Here is a 16,959-nt window from a genome sequence, read left to right as displayed (position 1 = left end):
GGGACGGGGATGTGGCCCAACGGTACCCGGCGAGGCGCACCGCCGCGCGGTCCGCCGTCACGGTCCGTCATGCTGCGGGGTACAGCTCCCGGACGACCTCGAGCGAACGGATGCGGCCCTCCACAGTCGCTGCCCCCGACGAGACCATCAGCTCATCCACCTGGGTCGACGCCAGCAGGGAGTCGAGCCGGGCCTTCACCTCGTCGGGCGTCCCGACGGCTTGGCGCGCGTTCCGGTTGGCGATGAACTCCTCCTCCAGGGGGCTGAACTCGTAGGCGAGGGCCTCCTCGACGCTGACCGGCTCGGGCTTCAGCCCGCGGCGCATCCGCAGGAACGACAGCTGGCCCGGGAGGGACAGGGCGCGCACCGTCTCTGGGTCATCGTCGGAGACGACGTTGACCGCGATCATCGTGTGCGGTTCGGCGAGCAGGTCGCTCGGCTCGAACCGGGAACGGTAGAGGTCCAGCGCCGCCTCGGTGTTCTCCCCGGCGAAGTGGTGGGCGAAGGCGAATCGGATGCCGAGCGCCGCAGCGACCTGAGCGCTGTATCCGCTCGAGCCGAGGAGCCAGATCTGTGGGGCGTCGCCGAGGCCCGGGATGGCGGTCACACCGTGCAACGGGTTCGCGTCGCTCACCCCGCCGTAGAAGAAGCCGAACAGGTCGAGCAGCTGCTGCGGGAAATCTTCGACGCCGAGCCCCTCGGCGCTGCGCCGAAGCGCCATCGCGGTCGCCCCGTCGGTCCCGGGCGCGCGCCCGATCCCGAGGTCGATGCGGTCGCCGTACAGGGCACGGAGCGTTCCGAACTGCTCTGCGACGACGAGCGGGGCGTGGTTGGGCAGCATGACGCCGCCGCTGCCGACCCGGATGCGCTCGGTGGCCGCTGCGACTCCGGCGATCAGCACCGCCGGCGCACTGGAGGCGATGGCCGGCATTCCGTGGTGCTCGGCGACCCAGAACCGGTCGTAGCCGAGGCGCTCAGCGGCCTGCGCAAGCTGCACGGTGCCGGCGACGGCGTCGGAGTTGGTCCCTCCGGCGGGGCGGCTGGCGAGATCGAGGACGTTGAGGGGGATGCTGGTGGCGCTCACTCCAGGTGTAACGCACCCCTCACGCAGTGATTCCCGGCCCGGCCAGGAAGGCCGGACCGGGAATCATCGATGGTGGTGTCAGGACGCCTTGACCTTGCGCACCCAGCCCACCACCGCGAGGGCGATGAGGCCCAGGATGACGAGCGAGCCGCCCATCCAGGCCGCCCAGGTGGCGACGACCGAGCCCGTGTGGGCGAGTCCGTCTCCGGGGTCGAGGACGGTGCTGGCCTGGTCGGCCGGTAGGACGGTCAGCGAGGCGGGGCACTCGTGCCCGCTGGACTGGCCGACTCCGACGACGCTGTAGGTTCCGGACGCATCCGCGGGGAGCGTCACGGTCAGCACGTCGCTGCCGTCGGCGTTGGAGTGCTTGGTGAATGCGAGGCTACTGGTCGCGGTCTTCAGCGATGCCAGCTTGAACTGGGCACCGTTCTGTCCGGTCACGGTCCAGTTGATGGCCTCGCCGGGCGACCAGGTGCCCGGGATGCAGACGAGCGTTGCGGTTCCGCCTGCCTCCACGACGCTGACGTCGAACTTGCACTGGGCGCCGTCGGTGTAGTTGACAGCATTCGCCGCCGCGGGAGCCGCAAGCAGCAGCCCCGCGGTCACGGCGACTGCCGCCAGGATCTTCTTGAACATCGGCCCGCCTTTCTGTAGGGGCCCGGCTCACGGTCGGGTTAGTAGTTGAGTAATCTTCACTTTACGACCGTTGAGCACTGAACGACAATGGGCGCGACGGCATTCTGTGCCCCCACATCGGGGGTCGTACCGTCCCCGGGCAACGTCGGCGTGGTCACGACGCTGAGATCGGACGACGTCTGCCGGTCGTTCAGGAACTGCACGGTGACCGTCCTCGACTCCCCCGGCGCGAGTTCGACGGTGTAAAGGCTCACGGGGCGCGAGCGGTCCACGCCGGCGACGGTCGTGTAGTTTTCGCCGTCGCTCTGGGTCGCAGCGAGCAATCCGCCCGCCGGCCCGTAGACCGCCACCCTCGTGCGGATGTTTCCCGGACGGACGCCGTAGGTCCCGCCGCCGGTCACGTAGCGCGGGAGCGTCGTCCCCGCGTCGGCCGGAGCCTTGTTCGTCAGCGTCACGCGGACGACCGTCGACGGCTTGCCGTCGGCACGGCACACTGCGGACCCGGCCGCGACGGAGGTGCCGAGGTAGTAGTCCATCTTCGCGCCGGTAGCGTCGTTGAAGTAGACGCCGATGCCTGCCGTCGACAGGTCGGAGAGGGGAAGACTGCCCGCGAGGGTCGTCTGCCCGAGGATCTTCTGATCGTCGTCGTGCGTGCTCCAGATCAGCACCCGCCGGGATTCGCCGGCGTCGCTCAGCGCGGTCACCAGCTTCTTCGCATCCACATCGCCAGACGACATCCGGTCGAATACCGCACTCGCGGCGGAGGCGAAGAACGCATCCTGCTGGGCCGGGTCGGTGTATCGCTGGTAGACGTCGCTCAGGAGCAGCTTGACCGCGTTCGACGAGGTCAGCCGGTCACCCGACGGAAGCGTCACAGGACCGGTCGACTTCAGCAGCCCGCTGAGGACCACCGGATCGACCGCGACGACGCCATCGATGGTCCCGCCGTACATGGTGGTCCACATCCGGGAGGCCGTTGCGGCCGCGAGCGGGAAGTCGGGCGTGAGGTTCGCATCCTGCAGGTAGCGGCCGACCAGCGGACCGTAGAGACCGACCGTGTTCAGGGGCACGTCGGCGACCGGCGTCGACCAGGGGCCGATCGACGTCCCCGCGGACTGCCGCTGCAGCGTGAGGGCCCCGTTGTCGGCGTGCACGAGGGCGACCGCTCCGATCAGCCCGCCGGTCGCGCGGAGCTCGGCAGGGTTCTGCGCGGCGAGCAGGTAGTCGCGGGGACCGTCTGCCCCGAGCATCGACGGCAGGAGGCGCACGGCATTGCCGATCGCGTCCATCTCCGGAGCTGCACGGTCGAGCACGTCGTGCAGACGGTCGACGCCGCCCGCGATCGGGCTGATCAATGCGCCGGTCTCGATCGTGGCCACGCTCGCCCGCGCGGCCGTGAATGCCTTACCGGCCTTGGCGACCGCCGGTTGCGCGGCCGTGAGAGGAGCGAGGTCGATCCGGCCGTTGCGGATCGCCAGCGCGCGCAGGTCGACCGCCGCCCCGGCGGCGACCAACGGCTCGACGACATGGGAGGCCACCTCGTCGGAGGCGGCAGCGGCCGTCCGAACGGCGGTGAGGTTGGGTCCGATCCACGGGACCGCCTCGGCGGTCAGCCAGACGGGATCCGAGGTGAGCGTAGCCGCCTGGTGGGTCTTCCGGCTCAGGGCGTCGGCCGCTCGGCCTGCCGCTTTCAGGTCACCGGATCCGATCGCGGTCTTGACCTGCTCCGCAGCCGGGATCGCATCGGTGAGCGCTCGTTGAGCCAGGTAGCCCCGGGCGCCGATCCACACGATGGCGAAGAGGAGGAAGATGCCGATGCCGACGAGGATGCCGATGGTGACGGGATGGCGCAGGTGCAGCCGGAGCCACCACCGACCGCGCCTGGGCGCGTTCGACGGCGCATCCGCGGGACGCGGCGGCGCGTCCGGCTCCGTGAGACCTGTCGCCATACGACAAATCTAACAAATCCTCACTTTTTTGGCGGCCCCCAAATGGGGCGAGTTTGCGAGGCGATGAAAGCGCTGAAGCGCCGGGTCAGCGACCGAGCCCGCGATACGCCCAACCCGCGGCGCGCCACGCAGCAGGATCCAGTGAGTTGCGCCCGTCGATCACCGTGCGGTGCGCCACCAGTTCGCCCAGAGCCTCGGGGTCGAGGCCCGTGAACTCCGGCCACTCGGTGATCAGCAGGACGACATCCGCATCGCGCACCGCTTCTTCCGCGGTCCGCACGAACGACAGCGCCGGCGCACGGCGGCGGGCGTTCTCGACGGCCTGCGGGTCGGTGGCGATCACCACTGCACCCGCCTCGGCCAGCCGCATCGCGATCTCGAGGGCCGGCGAATCACGGACGTCGTCCGAATGCGGCTTGAACGCGAGGCCGAGCACACCGACGCGAACGCCCTCGAGACCACCCGCTTCCTCGCGGACCATCTCGACCACGCGCGCGCGGCGGCGCAGATTGATCTTGTCGACCTCGTCGAGGAATTGCAGCGACTCCCCCACCCCGAGCTCCCGTGCCCTGGCGCTGAACGCGCGGATGTCCTTCGGCAGGCAACCGCCGCCGAAACCCACCCCTGCATTCAGGAAGCGGCGGCCGATGCGGGCGTCATGACCGATCGCATCGGCGAGCTTCGTCACATCCGCCCCTGTCACCTCAGCGATCTCGGCCATGGCGTTGATGAAGGAGATCTTGGTCGCGAGGAACGCGTTGGCGGACACTTTGACGAGCTCCGCCGTCGCGTAGTCGGTGACGATGATCGGAGTGCCCGCCGCCACCGCGGAGGCGTACACCTCGTCCAGCAGCCGGGCGGCGCGCTCCCCTGCCTCGCCCTGCGGCACGCCGTACACCAGCCGGTCAGGGCTGACGGTGTCCTTCACAGCGAAGCCCTCGCGCAGGAACTCGGGGTTCCAGGCCAGCGTCGCACCCGGCTGGCGCTCGGCCACGAGAGCGGCCAGCCGTGCGGCCGTGCCCACCGGGACGGTGCTCTTGCCGACGATGAGATCGCCGGGCTTTGCATACTCGAGGAGGGTGGCGAAGGCCGCGTCGACGAAACGCATGTCCGCCGCATCCCCGTCCGCCGCCTGTGGGGTGCCGACGGCCACGAAGTGCACGTCCGCGTCGGCGGCGGCGGCGAAGTCCGTCGTGAAGCGCAGCCGGCCGGAAGCGGATGCGCTCTGCAGCACCTCGGGGAGTCCGGGCTCGAAGAACGGAGCTCGCCCGGCCGAGAGGGAGGCGATCTTCGCCTCGTCGACGTCGATGCCGACGACGTCATGACCCAGGTGAGCCATGGACGCGGCATGCACGGCCCCGAGATAGCCGCAGCCGATCACGGAAATTCTCATGTGTCCAAGTCCTTCGCGAGGGGTCGGGCCGTCCAGTGGTCGGGCCAGCGGGTGAAGCGGTGCCTCAGGTGAAGCCGCGCCTCAGGTGAAATCGGGGTCCGGCTCGTCGACGTAGGCGGGTGCCGCATCCACAGGCCAGTGCCGACGGCCATTGTTGAGGACACCTCGGCTTTCATGAAGGTAGCAGTTTCCGCATAGCGACTCGTACGAGACGGACGCTCCGTCGATGGCCACCTGGTCGCCGTCGAAGACGAAGACGCCGTCGATCTTCCGCGCGTTGAAGATCGCCTTGCGGCCGCAACGGCAGATCGTCTTCAGCTCTTCCAGGCTGTGCGCGACCTCCAGCAGGCGACGGCTGCCCGGGAAGGCGACCGTCTGGAAGTCGGTGCGGATGCCGTAGGCGAGCACTGGGACGCCGTCGAGCAGGGCGATGCGCAGCAGGTCGTCCACCTGCGCCTCGGTGAGGAACTGCGCCTCATCCACCAACAGGGCACTCACGTCGGTGTCGAAGCGCTTGATGGTGCGCTCGCGATGCCGCTGGAAGGCGCCGTACGCGTCGGTCTCCGGGGTGATGAGGAAGTCGACCTCCCGTGTCACGCCCAGACGGGAGAGGATGCCGAGGTCGCCCTTGGTGTCGATCGACGGCTTCGTGAGCAGGACGCGGTGGCCGCGTTCCTCGTAGTTGTACGCGGCCTGAAGCATGGCCGTGCTCTTGCCGCTGTTCATCGCGCCGTAGCGGAAATACAGTTTTGCCACGCACCGATCCTATGTGGACGGGACGCTCGGACGTCGCGGGCGCGTCAGGTGAGGCGCGTCAGGTGAGGTAGCCGTCTTCCGCGGCGCGGCGGATCAGGTCCGCGCGCGAACTCGTCGGGCGTCCCGCCTTGCCGTATTTCTCCCGCACCCGCCGCAGGTACGTCTTCGCTGTCTCGTACTGGACGTTCATCGCGCGCGCCACCTCCGAGGTGGTGCGGCCGTCGGCGTACAGCACGAGCGCCTGCCGCTCACCGTCGCTGAGGCGGGGTCTGGCCGACTGCGGGATGAGCGGCTTGGGGCGCCAGGCGGTCGGGGCAGGAGCGGTGCGGCCCGCGCCGCGCCCCGCCGCCGAGAGGGCGGCCGACAGCAGCTCCGAGATCGGCTGCGACTTGGTGACGTACGCCAGGGCGCCGGCGGCGAGCGCGGCATCCCGGTCTTCCGGCGTGTCGACGGCGCTCAGGACGACGACCTTCGCACCCGCCGCCCGGCACGTGCGCACGCGCGCGCCGATGGAGACCGACTCCTTGAGCTGTAGGTCCATGATGACGAGGTCCGTGGGGAAGGCATCGCTGTGGACGAGTTCGAGCCAGCTGCTCGCGCGGAGGACGAGGTCGAAATCCGGCGCGTTCTTCTCGATCCAGGAGGCGAGGCTGTCGAGCAGCAGCTCATGGTCGTCGAGGATCGCCAGCCGGATCGGCGGCTCGGCGCGCGGGCCTGCGGCCCCGCCGGGCGGAACCGTCGCCTGCGGACGGTCCGAGTGGACACTGCTCATCGTCGCCTCCCTCCGCGATCGTTCGAACCCCCTCCAGGGTAGGTGAACCTGACGGCCAGGTCGCCGGCGCGCAGGCGCATGGTCGCCTGCATGGCCACGGAATTGAGCGAGCTGACCAGCGGAAGCAGCTCACGGCGGAGGTCCGCACGGGGCTCGACGACGTGCGCCTCCAGCAGGAACCTCGGTCGTTCGGGGTTGCTCGCCGTCACGCGCAGGCTTTCGGGGTCGAGCCCTGGACGTGCGGCGACGGTCGCGATGAGTGCACCCACGATGGCACGCTGGTCGGCGGTGAGCACGCGCTCCAGGCGGTCGGGGTCGTCCACGTGTGCCTGAGCTGGGCCGGGGGCGTCCACGGACGTCGACTGCACGAGGCGTGGCGCGAGCGCGAGGTCGACGGTGTCCTCCAGCCAGGTGCGCGCCACAGCGCGGACCGCAGTCCCGCGCAGGCGGTCGGCGATCGCACGCGCCTGCGTGACGTCTTCGCCGGTGACCGTTCCGCTTCGCAGCAGAGCCGTCAGGAACGGCACCGCCTCAACGTTCAGCGCGGTCATGCGCTCCTGCGCGATCATCCGCTCGGCCGCCTGACGCAACTCGCCATCCAGCCGCTGCTGGCCCTCGCGGGCCACCTCCCGCCACCGCAACGTCTCACCCGTGATGGTCCACGCGTAGCCGGCGCCACCTGCGGCCAGCGCGAGGATGGGGGTCGCGGAGACCGTGGCGTACACCAGCGGGCTGTTCGCGATGACGAGGGAGTGCTGCGCCGCGGCGAGACACCCGAGCACCACGGCCGCGACGATCGCCGAGCCGGCGACCTCTCCGATGGGGCGGTACAGGGGCATCGCGACCAGGAGCAGCGCGACGGCGATCTGACCCCAGTCGTCCTGGATGCGCTCGTTGCTTCCCCACACCGACGCGGTGAACAGACAGGCCGCAGTGAGCGTGACGCCGATGATCGAGAAGTGCGACCATCGCCCGAACGGGGCGAGACCCGGATGCGTGCGGATCGCCGCCACCAGGACGGCGAGGAACAGCACGACGATGGCAACGATGCCCATCGAGAGGTCGCGGATCTGTCCGGCATGCCGGATCGTGGAGAAGAGGGCATAGGCGAGGGCAAGCGCCCCGAGGAGCGGGACGAGCAGCCAGGCCGACTGGGCACCGAGCGGATCCAGCCGTTGCGGGGTGCGCTCGATGGCGACGGATCGCGCACCGACGATCGTGCGCTGGTTCAGGGCGGTCATCCGGCGCGGCCCCAGGTCTCGGCAGCACCGGGGGCGATCGGCACGGTCATGATGACGGTCGTGCCCACATCGGCGCTCGAGTAGATGTCGACAGTGCCTCCGACACGGGCGATGCGGTCACCCACGGACTGCCGCAGGCCCAGCCGGTCGGCGGCCGGCGCGGACACCGGGAAGCCGCTGCCTCCGTCCACCACCATGACCGACACGGATCCGCCGCCGGCCGAAAGGGCGACCTCGGCGCTGGGGCTGCCGGAGTGGCGGACCACGTTGACCAGGCACTGCCGCACGGCGAGGCCGAGCGCGCGGCGTGCATCCTCACTCAGCCGAGCGTAGGGGGCGCGATCGCCGGAGATGTCGACGGTGAGTCCCTCGTCGCGGGCGGCCTCGATGGCGCGGTGGAGTTCGCTGTCGTACCAGGGGTCCGCCTCGGCGTGCGCGGGCTCGCTCTCCACCGCAGCCCCCTCGTGGGCGCCCGTTCCGAGACCTCGGAGGTCGGCCTCGATCCGGCGCGCGAGTCGCTCGTCGAGCTGTCCGGGCTCCGACGCGGCGACGGCGACGAGCTCGCTGAGGACCGTGTCGTGCAGATCGGCGGTGGAAGCGGCCACGAGTTCGCGACGCAGGTCGACCAGCCGCGCGTCGCGCACCGCGCGGTGCAGGGCGGCCTGCGCCCGCGACCGGGTTCCGCGTGTCAGCCCGTCGAAGGCGAGCACGCCGACGAGGAGCAGGTAGGCACCCAGTGAGATGGCGTCTGGGATGTAGACGCGGTCTGTCGTCGCCGCTCCCAGGATGACCGCCGCCTCCGCCAGCGCGAAGCCGGCCGTCGCCCAGAGGATGCCGACGAGCGCCCCCGTGCCGGTTCCGCCGACCAGCGTCATGGCGACGACGGGGAGCGCGATCACGAAGAGATTCGTGTCGTGGTAGGCCGGCGTGCCCGTGAGCAAGGCGACGACGTAGAAGTAGGTGCAGACGGTGCCGACGAGCAGGTACGCCATGGTGAGCCCGACCGTGCGTCCGTGCGACAGAGCGAGAAGCAGCGCGACCATCGGGACCAGCACGAGCAGCGTCACCCAGGAGGTGACGTTGCCGTTGCTCAGGCTCGACGTACCGACGTTGACGACGGCTGCTCCCAGGCAGACCAGGCCGGCCCAGCGGGCTGCCGTGGCGAGGGCGCGGGAGTTCGCGGGCCGCGCCAAGTGGCTGGGCAGACCGAGCGACACGTCCTGTCCCTTCCGGATCCGAGCATGTCTCGGTCCCTTCGGGATTATGGCATTCGCCGGCGCCCCTGTGTACCCCGGTCGTGTGGGCCCCCGTGTACCCCGCGTCAGAACAGTGTCGGCTGCACCCCCAGCCCCGTCAGGGATGCGCTCACGATCGACGCCGCGTCCGGCGCCTCTGCCCCCGTGGTCGCCCGCTCTGCCGCTGTCGCCCGCTCCGCCGCTGTGGCCCGCGCCCCCGCTGTCGCCCGCACCGCCGAGCCCACGCTCTGCCGTTCCCCCTCGTCATTGCGCAGCATCCCGAGCGCACTCGACCGGACGCCTCCCGTTGCCGGATCCTCCTCGCCGCGCTCCAGCCCGTATGCGCGGATGAGCGGCTTGATCCGCCCGGCCAGCCAACCGCGATACTCCTTCGGCGCGTACGTACCGCGCCCGTACATCTGCCGGTACTGCGGCAGGAGTTCGGGATGCTCGCGTCCGAGCCACAGATAGAACCACTCCTTCACGCCGGGCTTCAGGTGGAGCGCCGAGTACAGCACCGAGGTCGCCCCGGCCTCCTTCGCCTGGCGCAGCGCCTCATCGAGGTGGGCCTTCGTGTCGGTGAGGTACGGGATGATCGGCATGAGGAACACCCCGCAGTCGAGCCCGTGCTCGCGGACCGCCGTCACCGTGGCGAGTCGCGCCTTGGTGGTCGGGGTGCCGGGCTCGACGGACTGCTGCAGCTCGTCGTCGTACACCGCGATCGACATCGCGAGGTCGACGGGCACCCGTTTGTTCGCCTCGACCAACCGGTCGAGATCGCGTCGCAGCAGCGAGCCCTTGGTCAGGATGCTGAACGGCGTGCCCGAGTCGGCGAGCGCGTCGATGATCCCGGGCATGAGCGAGTAGCGGCCCTCCGCCCGCTGGTACGGGTCGGTGTTGGTGCCGAGAGCGACGGGATGATGCCCCCAGCTGGGCTTCGAAAGCTCTTTCCGCAGAACCTCGGCGACATCCACCTTCACGATGATCTCGTTATCGAAGTCTTTCCCTGAATCGAGGTCGAGGTAGGTGTGCGTCGGTCGCGCGAAGCAGTACACGCAGGCGTGCGAGCACCCGCGATACGGGTTGATCGTCCACCCGAACGGCATCGGCCCTCCCCCACCGGGGATCTTGTTGAGGGCCGACTTCGCCAGCACCTCGTGGAACGTGATGCCGGCGAAGTCGGGGGTCCGCACGGAGCGGACGAGGTTGTTCAGGCGGGCCAGCCCAGGCAGGGCGGACGGCTCATCGACCGACAACTCCTGACCACTCCAACGCATGAAACTATTCGAACATACGTTCGAACGTTAAGCAAGGTGCACCGTCTCCCCCTTCCAGCCGGAGCGCAGCCAGCGGTCGTGACTCGCGACGACGACGGCCCCCGGATACGCGCCGAGCGCCTCCTCCAACTCTGTGGCAAGCCCGAGAGAGAGGTGGTTCGTCGGCTCGTCGAGCAAGAACAGATGCGGTGGGCGAGCGAGGATCAGCGCAAGTGCCAGGCGCCGCTGCTGACCGACCGAGAGGGTGCCGACCGACCGGTCTGCGTCGCGTGGCGCGATCAGACCGAGCGAGGTCAGAGGCACCGACTCTGCCCGGCGTTCGCCGACCACGCTCTCGTAGATCCGTCGCGGTGACGCAGCGGGGTCGCCGAACCGCACATCCTGCTCCAGCAGTCCCACGCGCAGGCCCCGTCGGCGCTGCACCGACCCCGCCTCGGGCTCCAGCCGGCCGGCCAGCACCGCGAGCAGTGTCGACTTGCCGGCACCGTTCGCCCCCGTCACCAGGATGCGCGCATCCCGGGCGACCGAGAACTCTCCGACGTCCAGGCGACCGGGGATGCGGACCTCTCGTGCCTGCACCAGCAGTCCCGCGTCGTCGCCGAGCGCCTGGAACCCCGCTGGGATGCCGGCGAAGCCGAGCCGGGCGGGAGGCTTGCGCACCTGGGTGCTGCGCAGTTCCTCCAGCCGTCCCTCCGCGTTGCGGATCCGTCGGGAGATCTGTTTGTCGAGCGCGTTTCCTTTCACCGACTTGACGAACTTGTCGTTGTCGCGGATCTTCCCCGACCAGGCGATCGAGCGGGCGGTCACCTCGGCGGCGTGCTTCAGCGCCTTCAGTTCCTCCTGTTCGTCGGCGTACTGCTTCTCCCAGCGCGCGCGCTCAGCGGACTTCTCCGCCAGGTAGGCGCTGTACCCGCCACCGAACACGGTGGTCCCAGAACGCGCAGGATCGAGATCCAGCAGCCCGGTCGCCACCGCGTCCAGGAACGCGCGATCGTGGCTCGCGAACACGACCGGACCCGCCCATCCCCGCAGCTGCCGCTCCAGGAAGGCCGCCGCTTCGTCGTCCAGGTGATTGGTCGGCTCGTCGAGGAGCAGGGCATCGGGTCGCCCGAGCAGCAGGGCGGCGAGGGCGAACCGGCTGCGCTGGCCGCCGGATACCTCGCTGAGCCGCCGGGCCAGCGGGATGCCGGCCACACCGAGCCCGTCGAGCAGCTCGTCGCGACGCGCGTCCACCGTCCAGATCTCGGCGCGCTCCGCGGCGGCGAGAGCGGCGTCGTAACGCGTCTCGGCATCCGGGTCACCGGCGCCCAGTGCGGTCGCCGCGTGCCCGAGCTCGCGCTCGATCGCGCGGACGTCGGCCAGAGCGTGCTCGATGAGGGCGCCGAGGGTGTCACCCGGCTCGAACCGGACCTCCTGCCAGAGGAAGCCGGTGCGCGCCGGCCGGGTGAAGACGCCGATATCCGGCGTCTCCGCGCCGGCCAGCAAGCGCAGGAGCGTCGACTTCCCTGCGCCGTTCTCGCCGATGAGGCCCAGCCGGGAGCCGGGGGCGACGGTCAGCGACACATCGCTGAGCACCCGCCGGTCGCCGTAGGTGACCGAGACGCCGTCGGCGCGGAGAGGTGTGAGAGTGATCGTTGGCATGGGAACCGCCTTTCCGGGCGCTCCACAAGGAGCAGGTTCCCGCCGGGCGGTCTCCGTCGTGAGCGGCGCTGGAGCGCCCAGGTGCCTGACCGGGCAGCGCAGTGACCGAAGGGTCCTCACTCACATCGACGGCGCCTCAGGCGCGGGACGTCAGGAGGTTCTCACTTCATAGCGTGGACGACCATAACAGGTCGCCCACGCATCTGTCCAGCGCTCTACTGCTGAAGCTGCAACGTTCCCGCCGTCGTCTCGAGCACGCGCTCGGCCTCATCCGGCTTGTCGTTGAGCGTCGTCCCGACGGTGGGGATCAGTTCCTTGAGCGTCGGAAGCCAGGCAGAGAAGCGGTCGGGGAAGCAGCGCTTGAGCAGGTCGACCATGATCGGTACGGCGGTGGATGCGCCGGGCGAGGCCCCGAGAAGTCCCGCGATCGAGCCATCCTCTGCGGCGACCACCTCGGTGCCGAACTGCAGCACCCCGCCCTTCTTCGCATCCTTCTTCATCACCTGGACGCGCTGGCCTGCGGTGATGAGCTCCCAGTCCTCGCTCTTCGCGGTCGGCATGAACTCCTGCAGGGCCTTGAGCTTCTTGGCCCGGCTGGCGAGCAGCTCGCCGACCAGGTACTTGATGAGAGCGAAGTTGTCGCGCGCGACCGCCAGCATCGGACCGAGGTTGTGCGCACGGATGGATCCGGGCAGGTCGAACCACGATCCTGTTTTCAGGAACTTGGGGCTGAATCCGGCGTACGGGCCGAACAGCAGGGACGCCTGGCCGTCAACGACCCGGGTGTCGAGGTGCGGCACCGACATCGGCGGAGCGCCGACGGCGGCCTTGCCGTAGACCTTGGCCTGGTGCAGCGCGACCAGCTTCGGGTCGGTAGTGCGCAGGAACTGGCCGGAGATCGGGAACCCGCCGAAACCCTTGATCTCCGGGATGCCGGACTTCTGGAGCAGGTGCAGCGCTCCGCCGCCGGCGCCCACGAAGACGAACCGAGCGGTCGCGACGTGCGACGTGTGGCCGACCTCGTGGCGGACCGAGAGCCGCCAGAGGCCGTCCTTGGTTCGCTTGATGCTGCGGACGCTGTGGTTGAGGGCGAGTTCGGCGCCATTCTCGACCAGGTTGTCGATGAGGGAGCGGGTCAGCGCACCGAAGTCGACGTCGGTGCCCGAGGTCTGGCGGGTGGCGGCGATGCGCTGCCGGGGGTTGCGCTTCTTCGTCAGCAGCGGCGTCCACTCGCCGATCACCGCCGGGTCCTCCGAGTACTCCATGCCGGCGAACAGCGGCTGGTCCTTCAGCGCCTCGTAGCGCTTGCGAAGGTAGCGGACGTTGTCGCGCCCACGCACGAACGTCATGTGCGGCGTGGAGTTGATGAAGGTCTGCGGCTCGGGGAGATCGCCCGCCGCGACCAGGCTCGCCCAGAATTGGCGACTGAGCTGGAACTGCTCGTTGATGCTGATCGCCTTGTCCGGGTCGACGGTGCCGTCGGAGGCCTCAGGCATGTAGTTCAGCTCGCAGAGGGCAGCGTGGCCGGTGCCCGCGTTGTTCCACGGGTTCGACGACTCCTGGGCGACTTCGCCCAAGCGCTCGTAGATGCGGATGCTCCAGTCGGGCTGCACACGCTGGATCATTGCCCCCAGAGTGGCACTCATGATGCCGCCGCCGATGAGGACGACGTCGATGGGAGAATTGCTCACCCGACAATCCTATGATGCGCCGGCACGCCGGGGGTCCTGGCCGCGTCCGCCCACGCGCGCGAGCGGGAAGTTGTCTCGATATCGAGACAACTAGCGCGTCGCGGGTCGCGGGTGCGGATCAGGCGGTGACGGGGTTCGACAACCGCTCGGCGACGAGCTCGGCGATCTGAACGGCGTTGAGCGCTGCACCCTTGCGGAGGTTGTCGTTGCTGATGAAGAGAGCGATGCCGCGGCCCTCCGGCGCTCCCTCGTCGGCGCGGATGCGGCCGACGAAGCTCGGGTCGCTCCCCGCCGCCTGCAGCGGAGTCGGGACGTCGGTCAGTTCAACGCCCGGTGCGTCCGCCAGCAGCTCAGCGACACGCTCAGGACTGATCGGCCGCGCGAACTCGGCGTTGATCGAGAGCGAGTGGCCCGTGAAGACCGGGACGCGCACACAGGTGCCGCTCACCAGGAGCTCGGGGACACCGAGGATCTTCCGCGACTCATTGCGCAGCTTCTTCTCCTCGTCGGTTTCGTTGAGCCCGTCGTCGACGATCGAGCCGGCGAGCGGGATGACGTCGAACGCGATCGGGCGGACGTACTTGACCGGCGCGGGAAGCGTTACGGCCGAGCCGTCGTGGACCAGGTCGAGGAGGTGCTCGTCGGCGACCGCCGCACGCGCCTGCTCGGCCAGCTCTTCCGCTCCGGCGAGTCCGGAGCCGGACACGGCCTGGTAGGTGCTCACGATGAGCCGCGTCAGACCGGCCTCGTCGTGCAGGGGCTTCAGGACGGGCATGGCCGCCATGGTGGTGCAGTTCGGGTTGGCGATGATGCCCTTGCGCGCCTCGGCGATGGCGTCAGGGTTCACCTCGGAGACCACGAGCGGGACGTCGGGGTCCATGCGCCAGCCGCTGGAGTTGTCGATCACGATGGCGCCCGCCTCGGCGAACCGCGGGGCGTGCGCCTTCGAGCCGGTCGCCCCGGCCGAGAACAGGGCGATGTCGATGCCGGAGACGTCGGCCGTCGCGACATCCTCGACCGTGATCTCCTGGCCCTTGAACGGCAGGGTCGTGCCCGCCGAGCGGGAGGAGGCGAAGAAGCGGATGCTCTTCACCGGGAAGGCGCGCTCCTCCAGCAGGCGGCGCATGACGCTGCCCACCTGGCCGGTCGCGCCGACGACGGCCAGCCGCACGCCGTTGCTGTCGAAATCAGTGAACTGGCTCATGTCAGCCCCTTCGGGTCGTTTGGAGAGGTGAACCGGCTGAGCCCGGCGACCATTCCCCAGAGGTGTGGATCGGCCTAGCGACCGGTGCCCGCGTAGACAACGGCCTTCTCGTCGCCGTCGAGCCCGAACGCGGTGTGGACCACCCGGGCGGCTTCCGCGACCGTGTCGGCGCGCGTCACGACCGAGATGCGGATCTCGCTCGTCGAGATCATCTCGATGTTGATGCCTGCGTCGAACAGCGCCTCGAAGAGCTTGGCTGAGACGCCGGAGTTGGTGCGCATCCCTGCGCCGACCAGGGCCAGCTTGCCGATCTGGTCGTCGTACTGGAGCGACTGGTAGCCGACCTCGTCGCGCTCCGCGGTCAGGGCGGTCAGCACGCGCTGGCCCTCCGACTTCGGCAGCGTGAAGGAGATGTCGGTGAGGCTCGTCGCCGCAGCGGAGACGTTCTGCACGATCATGTCGACGTTGGCGTTGGCCTTCGCCACGATCTTGAAGATCTGCGCAGCCTTGCCGGGGACGTCGGGAACACCGACGACGGTGATCTTGGCCTCGCTCAGATCGGTGGCCACGCCGGAGATGATGGGCTCTTCCACGGTTCCATCCTTCTTGGCGGCCTCGGCGGCCGCGGCTTCGTTGAGCACGTAGGTGCCCTCTTTGTTCGAGAACGACGAGCGGACGTGCAGCGTCACGTTGTGGCGGCGCGCATACTCGACCGCGCGGATGTGCAGCACCTTCGCACCGGCGGCCGCGAGCTCCAGCATCTCTTCGCTGGTGATGCGGTCGATCTTGCGCGCGAGCGGCACCTGCCGCGGGTCGGAGGTGAACACGCCGTCGACGTCGGTGTAGATCTCGCAGACCTCGGCGTTCAGTGCCGCCGCGAGGGCGACCGCCGTCGTGTCCGATCCGCCGCGGCCGAGGGTGGTGATGTCGCGCGACTCGCGGCTGAAGCCCTGGAAGCCGGCGACGATCGCGATCGCGCCCTCGCTCAGCGCATCCTGGATGCGGCCGGGCGTGACGTCGACGATGCGGGCGGAGCCGTGCTGCGCGTCGGTGATCATGCCCGCCTGGCTGCCTGTGAACGACCGGGCGTCGTAGCCCATGCTCTTGATCGCCATCGCGAGCAGCGCCATCGAGATGCGCTCCCCCGCCGTGAGCAGCATGTCGAGCTCGCGCGGCGCCGGGATGGGCGTGACCTCATGTGCGAGATCGAGCAGTTCGTCCGTCGTGTCGCCCATCGCGGAGACGGCGACGACGACCTCGTTGCCGGCCTTGCGCGTCTCGACGATGCGCTTCGCGACGCGCTTGATGCTCTCAGCTGTCGCGACGGACGAACCGCCGAACTTCTGGACGATGAGGGCCACGGACACTCCTGAACTCACGGGCTTCCCATCCTACCGGCCGGGATATCACCGTTCCTTCATGTGACAACGGCCTGTGGAGAACGCCCGATCGGTGGAGAAAAGCGCCGGAGTCGAGCAGGGTCAGGAGACCTGACGACGCCCCTCGAAGGCGCGGCCGAGGGTGACCTCATCGGCGTATTCGAGGTCGCCGCCCACGGGGAGGCCCGAGGCCAGCCGCGTCACGCGGAGCTCGAGCGTGGTGAGCAGGCGGCTCAGGTAGGTCGCGGTCGCCTCGCCCTCGAGGTTCGGGTCGGTGGCGATGATGACCTCCTGCACGGTGCCGTCGGCGAGGCGCTGCATGAGCTGACGGATGCGCAGGTCGTCAGGGCCGACGCCGTCGATCGGGCTGATCGCACCGCCGAGCACGTGATAGAGGCCACGGAACTCGCGTGTGCGCTCGATCGCCACGACATCCTTCGCCTCCTCCACCACGCAGATCAGCGTCGGGGTGCGGCGCGGGTCGCGGCAGATGGAGCAGGTCGCCTGCTCGGAGACGTTGCCGCAGATCTCGCAGAAGCGGACCTTGTCGCGCACTTCGAGCAGCACCTCGGCCAGGCGCGTGACGTCGAACGTCTCGGTCTGCAGGATGTGGAACGCGATGCGCTGGGCGGACTTCGGGCCGATGCCCGGCAGTCGCCCGAGCTCGTCGATCAGCTCCTGGACGATTCCTTCGTACACCG

At 69.5% G+C, this 16,959-nt stretch carries 14 protein-coding genes; all 14 read right to left on the bottom strand.

Features of this window, described 5'->3' with window-relative positions:
* Positions 1–67 precede the first annotated feature (67 nt).
* The 14 genes from AB4Z18_RS16045 to recR all read right to left on the bottom strand — a co-directional run bounded on the left by AB4Z18_RS16045 (position 68) and on the right by recR (position 16,957).
* The gene (locus AB4Z18_RS16045) at positions 68–1,084 is read right to left on the bottom strand and encodes an LLM class flavin-dependent oxidoreductase (protein ID WP_441783737.1); all 1,017 of its coding nucleotides are present in this window, start codon (positions 1,082–1,084) and stop codon (positions 68–70) included.
* A 78-nt stretch (positions 1,085–1,162) separates the two neighbouring features.
* Positions 1,163–1,720: a hypothetical protein gene (locus tag AB4Z18_RS16040; protein WP_441783736.1), complete on the bottom strand. Its 558-nt coding sequence runs from the start codon at positions 1,718–1,720 to the stop codon at positions 1,163–1,165.
* 56 nt (positions 1,721–1,776) lie between these two features.
* Complete coding sequence (locus AB4Z18_RS16035; protein WP_441783735.1) at positions 1,777–3,669, bottom strand: DUF4012 domain-containing protein; 1,893 nt, start codon at positions 3,667–3,669, stop codon at positions 1,777–1,779.
* Between the two features lie 85 nt (positions 3,670–3,754).
* Positions 3,755–5,062 carry a UDP-glucose dehydrogenase family protein gene (locus tag AB4Z18_RS16030; RefSeq protein WP_441783734.1) on the bottom strand — a complete coding sequence of 436 codons (1,308 nt, stop codon included), beginning with the start codon at positions 5,060–5,062 and terminating at the stop codon, positions 3,755–3,757.
* An 81-nt stretch (positions 5,063–5,143) separates the two neighbouring features.
* Entirely contained in the window at positions 5,144–5,818 is a 675-nt protein-coding gene (locus tag AB4Z18_RS16025) for a thymidine kinase (protein WP_441783733.1), read from the bottom strand.
* Positions 5,819–5,876: 58 nt separating this feature from the next.
* Complete coding sequence (locus AB4Z18_RS16020) at positions 5,877–6,590, bottom strand: response regulator transcription factor (RefSeq protein WP_441783732.1); 714 nt, start codon at positions 6,588–6,590, stop codon at positions 5,877–5,879.
* Positions 6,587–7,831, bottom strand: coding sequence for a hypothetical protein (locus AB4Z18_RS16015; protein ID WP_441783731.1), 1,245 nt, complete (start codon positions 7,829–7,831; stop codon positions 6,587–6,589). The genes AB4Z18_RS16020 and AB4Z18_RS16015 overlap by 4 nt, the downstream gene beginning before the upstream one ends.
* Positions 7,828–9,048, bottom strand: coding sequence for a sensor histidine kinase (locus AB4Z18_RS16010; protein ID WP_441783730.1), 1,221 nt, complete (start codon positions 9,046–9,048; stop codon positions 7,828–7,830). The genes AB4Z18_RS16015 and AB4Z18_RS16010 overlap by 4 nt, the downstream gene beginning before the upstream one ends.
* Before the next feature lie 104 nt (positions 9,049–9,152).
* A complete protein-coding gene (locus AB4Z18_RS16005; protein WP_441783729.1) occupies positions 9,153–10,343 on the bottom strand; it encodes an Rv2578c family radical SAM protein in 1,191 nt (396 codons plus the stop codon).
* A gap of 27 nt (positions 10,344–10,370) precedes the next feature.
* Positions 10,371–11,984: an ABC-F family ATP-binding cassette domain-containing protein gene (locus AB4Z18_RS16000; RefSeq protein ID WP_441783728.1), complete on the bottom strand. Its 1,614-nt coding sequence runs from the start codon at positions 11,982–11,984 to the stop codon at positions 10,371–10,373.
* Between the two features lie 215 nt (positions 11,985–12,199).
* On the bottom strand, positions 12,200–13,675 hold the full coding sequence (locus tag AB4Z18_RS15995; RefSeq protein WP_441783727.1) for a malate:quinone oxidoreductase: 1,476 nt from the start codon (positions 13,673–13,675) through the stop codon (positions 12,200–12,202).
* Between the two features lie 118 nt (positions 13,676–13,793).
* A complete protein-coding gene (locus AB4Z18_RS15990) occupies positions 13,794–14,879 on the bottom strand; it encodes an aspartate-semialdehyde dehydrogenase (protein WP_441783726.1) in 1,086 nt (361 codons plus the stop codon).
* 74 nt (positions 14,880–14,953) lie between these two features.
* Complete coding sequence (locus AB4Z18_RS15985) at positions 14,954–16,240, bottom strand: aspartate kinase (RefSeq protein WP_441784016.1); 1,287 nt, start codon at positions 16,238–16,240, stop codon at positions 14,954–14,956.
* A 120-nt stretch (positions 16,241–16,360) separates the two neighbouring features.
* Positions 16,361–16,957: a recombination mediator RecR gene (recR, locus tag AB4Z18_RS15980; RefSeq protein ID WP_441783725.1), complete on the bottom strand. Its 597-nt coding sequence runs from the start codon at positions 16,955–16,957 to the stop codon at positions 16,361–16,363.
* Between the last annotated feature and the right edge of the window lie 2 nt (positions 16,958–16,959).

Origin of the sequence: Leifsonia sp. 2TAF2, from assembly GCF_052115085.1 — a bacterium.
Taxonomy (GTDB): Bacteria; Actinomycetota; Actinomycetes; order Actinomycetales; family Microbacteriaceae; genus Leifsonia.
The sequence above is the reverse complement of the archived record's forward strand: the minus strand, read 5'-3'. Positions and strand labels throughout refer to the sequence as shown.